The sequence below is a fragment of the Paenibacillus sp. FSL R5-0490 genome, from assembly GCF_001956215.1.
GTDB lineage: Bacteria > Bacillota > Bacilli > Bacillales > Cytobacillaceae > Cytobacillus.
Genome location: NZ_MRTQ01000002.1, coordinates 19,560 through 34,870, shown reverse-complemented (window position 1 = coordinate 34,870; position 15,311 = coordinate 19,560). Strand labels below are relative to the sequence as shown.

Genomic DNA, 15,311 nt, shown 5'->3' with positions numbered 1-15,311 from the left:
TCTCAATAGTTTGACAATTGGAGAATTACAAAAAAAGAGCCATCCTGCTTCCTATGCAGAAGAATGGCTCTTTTTTTACTCAACCATGTAAGGGTGATTTAATGCATCATAATCAGCATCTCTGTTTTTCAGTTCATTTCCTTCTTTAAAAACACTTTCAAAGAATCTGGATGCGGGTTCTGCCAGTTCTTTGTAATATTCACTAAATAAGGCAGCAGCATGACTGCCCAGCCACTTATCAGGCAGAAGCTCTTCAGGCAGACCAGGGTCCACAAATAGGAACTTCCGGTATTCATGCACAAGCTTCGTTCTTTCTACGAAACATTCTGCATCAGTCATATTTCCCTTCAGAATCTTATTTCTATCAATTATATATTTCTGGCTGTATTGAGAAATAAACTCCTGGTATTTTTCGTTGATTTCTGTCAGGTTCCAGCTTTTTTCTACAATTTCGATATTTTTATGCGGTCCTGCATAACGGGCAATAAAGAAATCGACATAGTTGGCAATATCATATTTCTCAATTAAATCAAATACTTGTTTCTCGAGATTATTAGCAGAGATCCAGCAGCTGCTGGACATGGATCCAAAACCGCTCCATACAAGCTCCTTGCGCAATTCATCCCTCACATTGCGTATTTCTTCCGGGATGGTATACATAAGGATGCGCCACTCGCCATCCCACTCCTCAGGCTTTAATTTAAAGATACGCTTAGCCGCTTCCTCAATCCTTTTCTGCCCTCTTGGCGTTAAGGAATAATAGCTTTTATTGCCGATCTTTTCTGCGCTTACCCAGCCCTGCTTATTCATTCTTGAAATAGCTGCTCTGACAGACTGGTCATTGTGGCCAAATTCACTTAAAAGTTTTATAAGACTGCCAATCCAAATTTTGCTTCCGTAATGTGTAATATAATCACCATAAAGTGTGAAAATCATTGATCTTGTATTCAACTTGCCTTCATCCTCATTTCATCATGTCGGTTGAACGGATAAATTTCGTTATATATTAGTGTACTAAAGTTAGGCAGTTTTGAAAATACTTTTTCGGCATACTAAAGAATTGTCTTCCTGCTGCCACGCTAAAATCGTTAAGAGCTTTAAAAACCATAGAGTATAATGCCTCTATGGTCAGCGCTCAACAATCGTTGATATCCCCTGCCCGACACCCACACACATCGTTGCCAGGCCGTATTTAGAATTCCTGCGCTTCATCTCATGCAATAAAGTTGTCAAGATACGGGCGCCGCTCGCCCCAAGCGGATGGCCAAATGCAATCGCTCCCCCATTCACGTTTACCCGTTCCGGATCTGCGCCCAGTTCATTAATGCAGGCGAGGGATTGCGAAGCAAACGCTTCATTTAATTCAGTTAAGTCAATATCACTCATGGCAAGTCCCGCCCTCTTTAATGCTTTCTGAGTGGAAAACACAGGACCTGCTCCCATAATTGACGGCTCAAGCCCTGCTGCTGCGGAAACAATATAAGTTCCAAGGGGCTTTAATCCCAGTTCACCGGCTTTTTCCTCAGACATCAGCAGCAATGCAGAGGCACCGTCGTTAACCCCTGAAGCATTGCCTGCCGTTACAGTTCCGCCCTGAAAAATCGGCTTTAAGCTGGAGAGCTTTTCATAAGTTGTTTCCGGACGGGGATGCTCATCATGTGAAATGGTGATTTCCTTCCCTTTTTTATCCATGTATGTAACAGGAATGATTTCATCGTCAAATAAGCCTTTTTCAATTGCTGATTTTGCCCTCTTCTGGCTTTCAAGAGCAAACCGGTCCTGCTCTTCACGGGATATACCATATTTCTCTGCAACATTTTCTGCTGTTTTGGGCATGCTTTCAGCACCATACATGTTCTCAAGCCTGTTGTTTGTAAATCGCCAGCCGATGGTTGTATCAAACATTTCCATATTTCCTCTTGGAAACTCGCTGCTTGGCTTTGCCATGACAAATGGTGCACGGGTCATGCTTTCGGTGCCTCCAGCAATAAAAATATCTCCTTCTCCTGCTAAAATAGCACGTGCAGCATAATTTACAGCATCTAAACCAGATCCGCAAAGCCGGTTAACCGTAGAAGCAGCCACTTCGACAGGCAAACCGGCGAGCAACGCTGCCATCCTGGCGACATTGCGATTATCTTCTCCTGCCTGATTTGCATTTCCCAATATGACCTCTTCAATTTCTGCAGGATTCACCACGGGATTTCTATCCAGCAAGGCCTTAATAACAATGGCTCCCAAATCATCGGGACGGATATCCTTTAACCCGCCTTTATATCTTCCAATCGGAGTCCGGACAGCATCAACGATTACTGCTTTCCTCATTGCCTGACACCCTCTCTGGCAGTGTAATCATAAACACCTTTGCCCGTTTTGCGTCCAAGCCTGCCAGCTTTCACATACTGTTCAAGGAGCGGTGCCGGCCGGTATTTTTCACCCAGCTTGCTGTGAAGGTATTTTAAATTATTCAGGCGCGTATCGAGGCCGACAAGGTCGCCCAGTTCGAAAGGGCCCATGGGATAGTTCAGACCAAGCTTAATGGCTTTATCAATTTCTTCGGGGGTGCCGAGACCTTCCTGCAGCATATAAAATGCTTCATTCCCCACGAGCGCGCTGATCCTGCTCGTCACGAAGCCCGGAAACTCATTTATGACGACTGTTTCTTTTCCCATTTGCTCGGCAGCACGTTTTATTGACTGTGCTGTTTCTTCGCTCGTTTCAAGCCCTTTAATAATTTCTACAAGCGGCATTTTATGGACGGGGTTAAAGAAATGCATGGCAATCACTTTGTCCGGGCGATTGGTAAAGGACCCAATCTCTGTTGGACTCATGGTAGAGGTGTTTGTTGCAAAACAGCAATGCTCTGAAGCGTGCTGATCGATCACTTCAAAAATATTTCTCTTTATATCCATCACTTCAGGAACGGCTTCAATAACAAGATCTGCTTCACTTACATGCTGTGCAAGACTTACAGAATAGTTAAGCCTGCTTTTGCTTTCTTCCAAATCAGCGGCTGTAATTTTCTTCCTAGCGAGCCCTTTTTCAAAGATGCTGTCAATCTCGTTTTCCGCACGGATTAATTGCTCCTGGCTGATATCTACAAGGGTTGTATGGAAGCCCCCGACTGCACTAACATACGCAATCCCGCGCCCCATGACACCTGAACCGATCACGACAATATTTTTCAAGGTATAATCCCCCTTTCAGTTTAAAAAAAGACGAGCACCCGATACGAGATGCTCGCAAACCATATAACGGGCAAATATTCTAAAAGTAATTCTAAGTTTTATAGTTTTACAAAGGCTATTTCCCTTGAAACACTGGCTTCCGCTTTTGCATAAATGCCGCTACACCCTCTTTATGATCAAGAGTAAGGCCCGCAATCCGCTGTCCTTGTGCATCCCGCTCCAGACTTTCTTCCAGAGTGGATTCCCAGCTCGCTTTCAAATTTTTCTTGATTACGGCAATCGCTGCTGTCGGCATACTGGCAACCTTTTCTGCAAAAGCAGTTATTTCAGCCTGCCATTGCTCCATAGGAATTACCTTTGTAGCAAGGCCCAGCTCTTTGGCTTCCTCGGCATTAATCTTTTCACCAAGCACAGCAAGCTCCATGGCTTTGGCATGACCGATCAGCTTTGGAAGAAAGTATAGGTTACCGGCATCTGGGACCAGCCCGACATGAATAAAAGCTTCTAAAAAACTGGCTTTTTCAGACAGGAGTCTGAAATCGCAGGCTAACGCAAGACTCATACCGGCACCTGCTGCCACCCCATTAACAGCTGCGATAATAGGTTTCTCGCATCTATGAATCTCCAATACCATTGGATTATAGAACCGCCGGAGAACCTCGCCATGATCCATGTCCTCATTTACACCCTGAAGATCCTGGCCGGAGCAGAATGCACGCCCTTCACCTGTAATGACGAGACATCTGACTTCTTTCTCTCTGCTTGCCTGTTTTACGGACTGCTGAACCTCTTTATTCAGCTGTTCGGTGAACGCATTCAGCTTATCCGGACGGTTTAATGTAATCCATGCTACACCGTTTGCTACCTCGTATTTTACGGTTTCAAACATCAGCTATGTACACCTCCTCTACTTTCCTTTAAAATGAGGCTTGCGTTTTTCAATAAAGGCATTCATTCCTTCTTTTTGATCTTCTGTCGAGAATAATAGGTAGAAGTTCTTTCTTTCGAATTCCATTCCTTCATTTAAAGGTGTGTCAACTGCCTTTAGGACTGCTTCTTTTATAAGGCGTATGGCGATTGGAGCCTGGCTGGAGATTTGCTCAGCCGCTTTCATCGTTTCTTCGAGCAGAAGCTCCTCTGCTATTAGCTGGTTGACGATGCCATGGTGAAGGGCTCCCCTCGCCGAGATTCTTTTGCCGGTAAAAAGCCATTCCATTGCTTTCGTTTTTCCCACTAGCTTAGTAAGCCTTTGCGTTCCGCCTGCACCCGGCATTACGCCAAGGTTCACTTCCGGAAATCCAAATTCCGCATTATCCGCCGCATAAAGCAAATCACAGCATAACGCAAGCTCAAAGCCTCCGCCAAGGGCAAAGCCCTGCACAGCTCCGATAATCGGTTTCTTGATCATGGCAAGACGATCCCAATCTTTAAATTGATTGCGAAGCTCAAAATCGATTGCATGATCATTTGCCATTTCATCAATATCTGCCCCGGCTGCAAAGGCTCTTCCATTGCCGCTTAATACAATGGCCTTGACGCTTGAGTCTGCCTCAAAGTCCTCCATTGCCGAAAGAATCTCTGAAACCATCGTGCGGTTAATAGCATTTAGAACCTTAGGCCGGTTCAAAGCGATTAAACCAAGTTTTCCTTGCTGTGAAACTTCAATGGTTTCATAGCTTTTATTCATCTGCTTCCTCACCGATCATAAGTGTGATAATATCACCTGCAAATTTCATGGCGTCTTTGCCTGATGCCTTGCCTTCGTCTGTTTTCATGGCTTCCTGCAATGCTTCATGGCTGTCATAGTACATTTCGCACATCAAATAGTACTTCCCTTCGCCTCCCATAGGGCTGCCCACAATTTTTGTAACTTCCATTTTGCGGAGACCCGGAATTTTGGCTGTAAGAGGCGCGTGCGTATTAAAATAATGATCATCAAATGCCTCCTTATTTTCAGGATGCTTATAAAGAGCGATTAATTTTACCATTTGTCAACTTCCTCTCAATTTTTAATAGTTTTAAGTTCTGGATTTTATTTTTTAAAAAGCCTGCTACATCATAGTCGATACTGGTTTCATAGCTTCAAAGGGGTTCTTGCAGGATTTGCAGTATAGGATGCTGCGGCAGGCTGTGGGGCCAAAAAGGTTATCCATCGTCGTATATGCGGACCCGCAAAAAGGACAATCCACATGCCATTCGCCCGTTTCACTTATGAATTTTGGAGGTGGCGCGATCCCGAATTCCTTAAGCTTTATCCTGCCGGTCTCTGTTACCCGGTCAGACGTCCATGGCGGATGATAGATAAACTGGACTTCTATTTTTTCAAAAATCCCTGCTTTCCCCAGCTCGCCTTCAACGTTTTTTTGAATAATATCCAGGGCAGGGCATCCCATAAAAGTAGGCAGGAGTTTAACCAAAACTGACTGGCCCTCCACCTTAATCTGTTCTACCATTCCTAAATCAACGATTGAAATGGTATCTATTTCAGGGTCTTTAACATTATGAAGCGCTTCTAACGCGGTTTTTATCAATATTTGATCCTGCTCCATTTACATCACCCTTTAGAAAACTTACCAGCTTGCAGCCGGATTTATGTTATACACCTCGCTCAAAGTGGACAATGCGTCATCAAGGTCGGCAGTATGCTCTCCTATTCGTCCATTTCCAGTCTTCATAGCAAGGTCCGCTTCTGAGACTGCCAGATTGACAGATTCAAAAACAGGCTTCATGATTAACAGCCAGCGCTGCTTTAATACTTCTTCCTTTTCAATGAGGCCATGTTCAGCCATTTCTTTTGCCTGGGGCCCCAAATTCAGAACTCCTTCGAAATCTGCTAATACCTTCTCAATGGCCGCTTCCATTCTTGTTCTGGCTTCTCCGCCAGCCTGCAGCAACTGTATAAACCATGTTTTCCAGTGAAGAAGGTGGTAATAAAGCTCCATATTGACCTTTAATGCCACTTCGGCTAAAGGCCGATAAGAAGAGTTTTTCAGAGAGTCCAATCTGATTTTTTTCGCTTGGCAATAAAAATAATTTCTTACAACCGCAAATGCCCAGTCATATTGTGCTGAAGACAAGTAATGACCAGGGCCATTTACCAATTCTAAAAGGACAGCATTTCGCCTTTCAGAAGCTTCTCTTGCATGTGCAAGACTGTCTGCATTGCCTTCTCCGAGATCGGACAGCAGCTGATAAAACATAGCTGCATGGCCCATGGTATCCTGGCTGATGGATGAAAAGGCGACATCCTCCTCTATATGGGGCGCCAGTCCAAGCCATTCTGAACCCCGGTAGGCAAGGATGAAATCATCGTCAGCCAACTGATACAATAATGATGTCAGTGGCGGCTTAACCTTAGTGTTGATTGGCATATTTCCTGCTGGCTCAGTCACCTTTCTTCATCCCTCCCCATGAAAGAATTTCCTTTTCATCAAGCATTTCCTGCTCATAGTGCCGCCACTTTTTCTTCAGATATCCATATCCTTTTGTCGTGCGGTATTCTTTGTTGTCTAGACGCTGAAGTGATTGCTTTTCTTCCGGCGTCAGCTTCCGGATATCAGAGCGTTTGACGACCCAGATATCAGCAACCGGCTCTCTCCTCATAAAATTTTCCTGCGCCATAACGAGTGCAAGCTCCCGATTTGGCGCCAGCAGGGAAAATTGATATTGCAGAGGCGAGGTATCGGTTCTTTGACTAAAAACTTCAAATTCCTGATAAAATCCTTCGTTACCCAAAGGTACCCCTCCCATCTGAACGGTTTAATTTGCAGTATTGAGAGCTTCCCGCACCCATTTGTTAGTATCGTAAGCTGTGCGTCGGAGGCCGAGCCGCTCCTGAGATTTTGGACCATTATTTTTAATAATGTCCTTGAACCTATTCCAATCAGGCTGCTTATAAACCCACAGCTCCCGCTCCTGATCGAAATGCATCGTCTCGTCCGGCAGCGTGAGGCCCAGCGAGAGAACGCGGGGAATATATTTTGTGAAAAAATCCTGTCTTAAATCTTCGTTCGTCTTTGTCCGGATTCTGTATTTTATCGTTGTATCCTGTTTGGAAGTGCCTGTTGTAGAGGCGTCACCCGGACCAAAGAACATTAACAGCGCTTCCCACCAGCGGTTAACGGCATCTTGAACCATTGCTCTTTGCTCGTCGGTTCCTTCAGCCAGCGCCATGATGATGGCTTCACCATGTTGGGCATGAAAAACCTCCTCTGCGCAAATTCTCTTAAGCGCTCTTGCATAAGGGCCATATGAGGCGTTAAGCATATTGGTCTGGGTAATGATCGCCGCTCCGTCAACCAGCCAGCCAATCAGACCGGCATCTCCCCATGTTGGTGCTTCCATATGAAAGACATTATGGAATTTCAGTCTGCCGCTGAATAAATCCTGCATAATATCTTCACGGGTCTTGCCGAGAGGCTTCATTAAATCCTCTGCTACACGAAGCAGCAGCTGACCATGTCCCATCTCATCCTGCACTTTCGCCATGATCCCCAGCTTGCGTTTTAAAGAAGGGGCTTTCGGCACCCATTCCTTTTCAGGAAGTGCTCCCATAATTTCACTGATTCCATGCATTGAAATTAATTTGATTAATGTCATTCGATAATCTTCCGGCATCCAATCATCCGCTTCAATTTTTTCTCCTGCATTAATGCGTTTCATAAACTGCTCATATTTTTGTTCTTCCGTCATTTCTTGAAAGAAAAGAGCTTCTGACATGTGTTTCACCCCCAGTGAGTTTAAAATGATTCATTCAGGTAACTGCATTTACCACTGCCGGACTAACAATCCTGACAGCTTTCCCTTCCGATCTTGGCAGCGTTTTGGGCGGATGGAGAACAAGTCTGATGGTAATAAAGCAGTTTTGTTTCAATGCTTCCTGAATCTTCTTTTTTACGAATTCCTCTTCTCCCATATCCCTATAAAACTCTTCGCTCCATTCAGCATGAAGCTCTAAAACTTTTAAGCTTCCCTTTTTATGCACATGGATCTGATAATGGGGAGCAAGCTCAGGCACCTGAAGAATACACCGTTCAATTTCGGACGGAAAGACGTTTACACCATTAACATTGAGCATATCGTCAATGCGTCCTTTCACACGGCTCATGCGGATCGTGGTTCTCCCGCACGCACATTTTTCTTTAGAAAGGGAGGCAATATCACCAGTACGATAACGGATCACAGGAAAAGCTTCCTTCGTTAAACTGGTAAAAACAAGCTCACCTTCTTCTCCATTTGAAAGCGGTGTCATATTTATCGGATCAATCACCTCCGCATAGAAATGATCCTCTGCAATGTGCAGCCCATCTTGAGCTTCATGGCATTCCATTGCAATACCCGGTCCCATTACTTCACTGAGCCCATAAATATCGCATGCTTTAATTCCAAGCTTAGCTTCGAGAGCTTTCCGCATTTCTTCAGACCAGGGCTCAGCACCAAATATCCCAAACTTTAATGAGGTATTTGCAGGGTCGATTCCCCGCTCCTCCATCTTCTCCGCTAAATTGAGGACATAGGAAGGAGTTCCGCAAATAACTTCCGGCTTAAAGTCCTGTATCAGCATTATTTGTCTCTCGGTATTTCCTCCAGAAACAGGTACGGTTGCCATGCCAAGCTGTTCGCTGCCATAATGGAGTCCCAGTCCGCCGGTAAACAGACCGTATCCATATGCATTATGCAATGTCTGACCAGGTTCGCCTCCTCCTATGGAGATTGCCCTGGCTATCAGATTACTCCACATTTCAATGTCATTCCGGGTGTAGCCCACTACAGTCGGCTTTCCGCTCGTTCCCGAAGAAGCGTGCAGACGCACAATTTCTTTTTTATCCACAGCAAAAAGCCCGAATGGGTAATGTTCCCGTAAATCTGCTTTCACAGTAAAGGGCAGCTTTCGAATATCATCCAGGCCGGTAACGTCTTGAGGTGCAATATTACTTTCCAAAAACTTTTTCCGATAAAAAGGCACATGGTTATATACTCTTTCCACTGTCTGCCTGAGCCGGTCCAGCTGCAATTCCTCTATCCTATCGCGGCTTTCCGTTTCAATATCATGCAGAATCAAGACATGACCTCCCAGAATATTAGGATAATAATTTAATATAACGTTTAAATATCGTTAGATAAAATAAGTGTTATATATTTAACACAAAGATACCGTGTAAACAGGAAAAAGTCAACTTATTTTCTGAAAATTTACTTTTTTATTTTAAAGTTAATAAAAAGACCTAGCCCATATAATAGAGGGCTAGGTAAAATTTCTCAGGACCATTCTTTTAACTTATTGACTATGTTATTTTTCCATTGAGAAATTAAAGGCTCTTCACCTTTTGCTGTTTTCTGTTTCTGCCATTCATTATAGCTTGCTGCAGAAATGAGAATTGAGCCGGCGATTAAAAGGTATGCCCACCAAGGGAGATTCCCCCAATATGGTCTGGTTTGCAGCAGTACATTCAGGAGCAGAACCCCGGAACCTACAAAGAAATAAGACTTTATCCTCCAAAAAGTGCCGGCCAGCATCGAGGTCAGCGAGAGCGTACCGACTATAAGTGCATCATAAACCGTATTACTTGTAAGGCCGTCCTGCACAAGCAGCAAGGATACTGCTATGAGAACTCCCCACTGAATTTTACTGGTCAGCTTTGAGTACTGCCCCTTCAGGACTTTCCTGACAAAAATAATCAGGATGATCCAAGGGAGAACATATGCCTCTCTTATAAAAAGATCCGGTATTTCAATAATCCTTAATACACTATAATATGGCTCCAGTAATACTGCTCCTGCCAGCAATCCAGGGAGCCTATAGTATTTGGATGCCACTCTGCCCTTCTGTAAAAATAAAAATACACTGATCAGGAGTCCAGGGAGAACTTCCGCCCATAGGGAAACCGCTGGAAAAAGATAAGCGGTTAGCAAAAATAGCATGGAAATCATTGTGTAGCTATCCGCTTTTTTGCCCATGAAAATTTTGGCATATACCATTTTGCCAATGAAAACCGCAGCCATGCCGAAGCCAGCGGAAATCACAATTTTCATATCTGGAGCAATACCGTTAATGAATAGGAATTTAAGTACTGCTGCATACAGTAAAAACAATGGAATAGCACCTAATATATCAAGCTGGGTTCTATGCATATATATGATCAACCCTGCTGTATAGATAATAGAAACGATAAAGGGGAGAACTCCAAAGGGATAGGACGCCAGAAAAGCCAATATCCCAATCACAGACCATGGTATAAAAAAGTAAACACTCCTCTGTTTATCCTGAGTTTTACCAGTCATCCAGAATAAGAATACAGCACAGCTGACTGTTAATATGGCATACTCACTATAGCTGTCCCCCAGAATTTGCTCCATACCCGTCAAGATCACCATAAACAAAGTTATAAATGAGCTGTAGAGGAATATCTTTACTTTCCACTCATTAGCAGAAACCTTGAAACTGATCCAATAGACTGCCAGGGTGGCTATAAATGGCCAGATACTGTTTTCCCTATAAAGGAAAAATGTCAGGATCATGGCAAAAGGCATGAAGATATGGCCAATCCAGCTGAACCCTCTTGCCAGGACAACGTCTTTCTTAGAAATATAAAAAGCCGCACCAATCAGGATCCATGCCCCTAAAGGAAATTGGACCCAATTAAAAATTGTAAAGTTAAATGGTAAAGCAATCAAAATCATTAAGTAAGCAAAAAGTGAAATCGATGCTGTCGCAAATGGTATCCAGGTTTGCTTATGGAATTGATACAGGCCAAGGTACATTGCTATACCGCCTATAAAAACTGCTGGTCTCATCCAAACTTCATTGATCGTCAAAGCAGCGGCTGTAAACAGTGAGATTGTATAATATCCCAGCGAAATTAAAAACACGTTTTTGGCTTGAGTTTTGTGCCCTTTCTTAGAAAGAATGACATAAAGGATAAGGAGGGCTATACTTGCCATTACGGTATTCATGGCCATACCCAGCTCATTCTGATAAAAGCTTGAATAACTTCGCAGATGTTCACCATAAAACATAAAGGCAAACCCGATTGACAATGGAATAGCCCAGGGAATCGTCTCTGTATAAAAAATCCGATTTTCAGCCTTATTCATGAGGTACAGGACAAAGCTGAAGATTAATAGCATGGTGCCTGCAGCAAGCCAATCAAGAAGTCCTGAAGCTATCACAGCCGAAAACAGCATAATACTGACAGCCACATCGCGTGAGCTTGATTCCACGACTTTTATTAGCGGATGTTTAAGCAGATACCCGAAACTGATAATAAGCACAAAGCCAATGAAGAAAACAGGTAAAGATAGATTGTTGAACGGGATGGCTTTATCCAGCATAAGAACTGCTTGGAATAGGGAAAAAGCTAAAAATACAGGTGCCAGGTAAGCAAACAGCCTGTTTCCCATAATATTTGCCAAATAGATAAACTGCCCCGCGAGTATTGTATAAGCCAGCAGCAGTGATACAGAGGGTTCCCCGGCCGTTAACAGGATTCCTTCGATTGAAATATAAAGAAAAGCAAGTATCGAAACTGCTGCACTGGTCAGTCTGAAAATCTTCTCCCAGGAATATTGCTTATCCATTACCATAGGAACAAACAGAAAACCAATTCCTGCAAGCGCATAGAAAACCGGGCCAGCTGCATTTAACATACTGTTTTCAATCAGCTGATAGGCACCATAGACAATCAGTAAGCTGAAGACGAAATGAAACTCCGTCCTGCCTGTTACATACACCATTGATAAATAAACGGCTGCAGTCAGCAGGATATTCACACTGTAAAAAACATGGCTATTGAAAAAGACAAGCATCAATAAAGTAGAGATCACTAAATTGATTTGAGCAAAGTAAACCAGTTCTTTCGAAAATAATTTAAGATAGGCATGCTTTTTCATGCGATGAAAGGCTGCGGACAGAAGAGCATTAAAAATCATTAATCCTAGATAGAAACTGTCATTTTCAAGACTGAATGCTGCCAGGATATAACCAGCACAAGCAGTCAGGGCAATAAAAGCAAACCAGACAAAAAGACGGGAACTCAGTTTCTTAGCAAATATACTGTATATTGGAAAGATCAATAAACTTCCAGCCGCTCCGAGTATATAGCGTCCTTCCCCATAAAAGGAAAGATATGGGCCAAGCAGTTCAAACCAGCCGACAGACAAAATGAATATTGGCAAAAATAAACTCCCAAGAACAATGAAAGCAAACGATGTTCTTTCAATTTTCAGCAGCTTTCCGGAAATAAACGCAAAGCCATAGAAAAGAAGGGAAACCACTGCAATGGATGCACTTTTCATGAAATTCGACATTGTCGCCCAGTTGCTTGTTGCCACAAAAAGTCCACCGATCAGGAGCAGGATGACTCCAATATTCAGCAGCCAGGAAATGTTCCTTTCACGGATTTCTTCCTGAGATAACTTCTTTTTCACAGTTTCTTTTGCTGGCAGAATAGGCTTTTGTCTAATTTCTTCTGCAGCTTTTGCAGCCCTAATGTGCTCTCTTTTCAGCTCTTCAAGGTCCTGATAGTACTGATGATGGGCTTTTAGAGTCATTTCATAATGTTCTGGTGAAATATAGTCCTTCTCTTTCAATTTAGTGAGTTCAGCATGAAATATGTCGTGATGATATTTTTCTGTTTGTGGGTTCAAGGGATCCACCTCTTTTAGATAGAATAATATTCGTTTGGTTCTATTAGTGTAATATTACACATTTTGAACGTATAAAGCAATCCCTGTTTTGACACTTATTACTTCTTAAGGAATGTGTATATAATCTTTATTTAATTACAGGAAAAAATGGGTTAATAAGGAAATTCATTCTCAGGTTTGACCTGGATTCTAAGACTACAATTGTTAAACCCCTTGATAGAACAAGCATTTCATCCATCCAATTCCGCTTCAAAAAAACCAAATATTATAGCTAATAACATTCCAAATAACAATTCTATCCGAAAAATATTTTTTACATTATATTATTCTAGAATTAATTATCATATTTGGAGGAACCACCATTGAAAAGACTTAGTATTGTTATAGCATCGATCCTTTTGTTGAGCCTGTTTCCGGCTGTCAGCCTGGCAGCTCCAAGCGATGAGGAAGTGGCTGAATTCCTGAAGGAAACAAATTGGTCTGAAGAAGGCCTGAATGACCACCTGGAATACTTTTGGGATATGAGTATTGAAGATTTCGAGACCATCGAAGAAATGATTGAATATCTTGGTGAGCCTATTACTGAAGAAAACCTTCAGCAGCTGCTGGCTGACTATGGTTTTGAAAATGAGGAGGAATTAACAGCACTGCTCGTTGAGAATGGGGAAATGGAAGCGGCTGATGATGTTCGCGATGTTTTCAAATATATTGATGCATTGGATACAACTGTTTCTTTTTTAACCTATACAGGCACTGAAATTAACGACGAAACTCTAAAGCAGCTATTAAATGACTACGGACTTACAAAAGAGGAGCTCATTTCTCTCCTTGAGGAAAACGATGATTCACTTGAAAACTATGAATTTATTGAGGATCTTGATATCATGGTTTCCATTTATCTGGGCGGCGATGAAATGCCCGGTGAAGACGAAATGACTCAAATACTTGGAGATATAGATCTTACCGATGAAGAACTTGAAGCATTATTTGCACATTTTATGACTTTGGATTTTGAAGATCCAGTATTGCTTGATAAAATGATGGATCTTGAAAACCGGTTAATGGCATTTGGCGAGTTTGACAGTGCCGATGACTTAACAGAAGCAGAAATTGCTGATCTTATCAGCATTATGCAGGAAATGATGAATCTGTTCCAGCTTGATGCCGAGTTTTACCTTGTGAAAGATGGTGAGAAGGTTCATTTAACAACAGCTGAAATGGTTGCTTTAGAAGATACAAAAGACTATGACCTGCTTATAGAGCTTTATAATACACAAGGCCAGTTCCTGGCAGATATGATTATTACAGCTGAGATGTTCAGTTCTGAACTAATAGAAGACACAGTGACCGATTTGAATCAGGCCGAAACGGTAATTAAAAAACAAGATCCTGATAAAGTGAAACAGGTTTCAAAGCATGTAAAAACTGTGAAAGGCGGAAAACTGCCAAACACAGCAGGAAACTATTCTGAAGGAGTTTTAGCTGGCATTGGACTTCTCCTAATAGGGATGGGCATTTTACTCAGACGGAAAGTGAAAGAGGCGTGATAAGAAAACTTACGTTAATAAAAGTTATTGGTCTGGCTTTTATTTTTGGGGGGATTTGGCTTGCCGTCTCAAATCTTATGCCTCTTATGAATAACCAAAAGACTTCAGCCCATACAGCTTCCCCCAGCAGCAATGTAAAAACAGAAGTGAAGGCCGCACAAAAAACGGAGCCTCACAACCTTTACACTGACCGTCCAAAAATGGGCGAAGAAATGGGTGTCTTGTCAATTCCGAAGATATCAGCGGATTTGCCAATCTTTCATGGCACTAATGAAGATGAGCTGGAAAAAGGCGTTGGCCATTATGCAAGCAGCGTCCTTCCTGGAGAAGAAGACAATTCTGTCCTGTCCGGCCACCGGGATACCGTCTTTCGTAAACTTGGAGAAGTAGTAAAAGGCGATCTTCTTGTCGTGAGGACTTCTGCCGGGGAATTTACCTATAAGGTGCGTAAAATCAGAATTGTCGATGCAGACGACAGAACAGTTATTGTTCCTAAACCTAGAGCAACTCTGACTGTAACCACCTGCTACCCTTTTAATTTTATTGGAGATGCACCAAAGAGGTACATTCTGATTGGGGATCTAGTTAGAAAGTAAAAAGCCCGCTAATCAGGCGGGCTTGGGGGGAGGCCGATTCCGGCCTTCCTTTTATTCTGTGATTGTGACTAACTTTACATCAGCGAAATCAAATCGGTGATAGTGACCTTCAGTACATGTCAGTTCAACATACCCTTCCAGATCTTTAATGCTCCCGATTACCTCGGATTTATTTTCTGCTTCAATCTCTTCTGTTACGGTAACGCCTTTTTCAAAAGTATAAATAACCTTAAACGTATTCATGTGTGTAAAACTCTCCTTTCCCTATTTTTGTTCCCATCACTGCAGTGATTAAAACACAAAAATTTTTATTTCAGTTATTTTCCAATATCCAG

General features: G+C 42.6%; 15 protein-coding genes. 2 read left to right on the top strand and 13 right to left on the bottom strand.

The window, feature by feature from the left end:
* Nucleotides 1–75 precede the first annotated feature (75 nt).
* The 12 genes from paaX to BK139_RS01965 form a co-directional block, all read right to left on the bottom strand.
* Nucleotides 76–951 carry a phenylacetic acid degradation operon negative regulatory protein PaaX gene (gene paaX, locus BK139_RS02020; protein WP_061790851.1) on the bottom strand — a complete coding sequence of 292 codons (876 nt, stop codon included), beginning with the start codon at nucleotides 949–951 and terminating at the stop codon, nucleotides 76–78.
* A gap of 177 nt (nucleotides 952–1,128) precedes the next feature.
* On the bottom strand, nucleotides 1,129–2,325 hold the full coding sequence (locus BK139_RS02015) for a thiolase family protein (RefSeq protein ID WP_076256292.1): 1,197 nt from the start codon (nucleotides 2,323–2,325) through the stop codon (nucleotides 1,129–1,131).
* Nucleotides 2,322–3,188: a 3-hydroxyacyl-CoA dehydrogenase gene (locus BK139_RS02010; protein WP_076256290.1), complete on the bottom strand. Its 867-nt coding sequence runs from the start codon at nucleotides 3,186–3,188 to the stop codon at nucleotides 2,322–2,324. The genes BK139_RS02015 and BK139_RS02010 overlap by 4 nt, the downstream gene beginning before the upstream one ends.
* Before the next feature lie 115 nt (nucleotides 3,189–3,303).
* On the bottom strand, nucleotides 3,304–4,077 hold the full coding sequence (locus BK139_RS02005) for an enoyl-CoA hydratase-related protein (protein ID WP_076256288.1): 774 nt from the start codon (nucleotides 4,075–4,077) through the stop codon (nucleotides 3,304–3,306).
* 18 nt (nucleotides 4,078–4,095) lie between these two features.
* Complete coding sequence (locus tag BK139_RS02000) at nucleotides 4,096–4,875, bottom strand: enoyl-CoA hydratase-related protein (protein ID WP_076256286.1); 780 nt, start codon at nucleotides 4,873–4,875, stop codon at nucleotides 4,096–4,098.
* The gene (locus BK139_RS01995) at nucleotides 4,868–5,176 is read right to left on the bottom strand and encodes an EthD family reductase (protein ID WP_076256284.1); all 309 of its coding nucleotides are present in this window, start codon (nucleotides 5,174–5,176) and stop codon (nucleotides 4,868–4,870) included. The genes BK139_RS02000 and BK139_RS01995 overlap by 8 nt, the downstream gene beginning before the upstream one ends.
* 63 nt (nucleotides 5,177–5,239) lie before the next feature.
* Complete coding sequence (paaD, locus tag BK139_RS01990) at nucleotides 5,240–5,737, bottom strand: 1,2-phenylacetyl-CoA epoxidase subunit PaaD (protein ID WP_076256282.1); 498 nt, start codon at nucleotides 5,735–5,737, stop codon at nucleotides 5,240–5,242.
* A 21-nt stretch (nucleotides 5,738–5,758) separates the two neighbouring features.
* Nucleotides 5,759–6,559, bottom strand: coding sequence for a 1,2-phenylacetyl-CoA epoxidase subunit PaaC (gene paaC / locus BK139_RS01985; protein ID WP_139325592.1), 801 nt, complete (start codon nucleotides 6,557–6,559; stop codon nucleotides 5,759–5,761).
* Nucleotides 6,560–6,572: 13 nt separating this feature from the next.
* On the bottom strand, nucleotides 6,573–6,938 hold the full coding sequence (gene paaB / locus BK139_RS01980) for a 1,2-phenylacetyl-CoA epoxidase subunit PaaB (RefSeq protein WP_076256278.1): 366 nt from the start codon (nucleotides 6,936–6,938) through the stop codon (nucleotides 6,573–6,575).
* Between the two features lie 9 nt (nucleotides 6,939–6,947).
* Complete coding sequence (gene paaA, locus BK139_RS01975) at nucleotides 6,948–7,907, bottom strand: 1,2-phenylacetyl-CoA epoxidase subunit PaaA (protein WP_076256276.1); 960 nt, start codon at nucleotides 7,905–7,907, stop codon at nucleotides 6,948–6,950.
* A 34-nt stretch (nucleotides 7,908–7,941) separates the two neighbouring features.
* Entirely contained in the window at nucleotides 7,942–9,249 is a 1,308-nt protein-coding gene (locus tag BK139_RS01970; RefSeq protein WP_076256274.1) for a phenylacetate--CoA ligase family protein, read from the bottom strand.
* Between the two features lie 197 nt (nucleotides 9,250–9,446).
* Nucleotides 9,447–12,842 (bottom strand): hypothetical protein, encoded by a 3,396-nt coding sequence (locus BK139_RS01965; protein WP_286147693.1) that lies wholly within the window; start codon nucleotides 12,840–12,842, stop codon nucleotides 9,447–9,449.
* A gap of 353 nt (nucleotides 12,843–13,195) precedes the next feature.
* Here BK139_RS01965 and BK139_RS01960 point away from each other — a divergent pair, with 353 nt between their 5' ends.
* Together BK139_RS01960 and BK139_RS01955 are read left to right on the top strand one after the other, a co-directional pair.
* A complete protein-coding gene (locus BK139_RS01960; protein WP_076256270.1) occupies nucleotides 13,196–14,380 on the top strand; it encodes a processed acidic surface protein in 1,185 nt (394 codons plus the stop codon).
* Nucleotides 14,377–14,976, top strand: a complete 600-nt coding sequence (locus BK139_RS01955) for a class D sortase (RefSeq protein ID WP_076256268.1) — start codon at nucleotides 14,377–14,379, stop codon at nucleotides 14,974–14,976. Before BK139_RS01960 ends, BK139_RS01955 begins: the two co-directional genes overlap by 4 nt.
* A 51-nt stretch (nucleotides 14,977–15,027) precedes the next feature.
* Here the strand turns inward: BK139_RS01955 and BK139_RS01950 are convergent, their stop codons facing one another.
* On the bottom strand, nucleotides 15,028–15,219 hold the full coding sequence (locus BK139_RS01950; RefSeq protein WP_035332513.1) for a hypothetical protein: 192 nt from the start codon (nucleotides 15,217–15,219) through the stop codon (nucleotides 15,028–15,030).
* Between the last annotated feature and the right edge of the window lie 92 nt (nucleotides 15,220–15,311).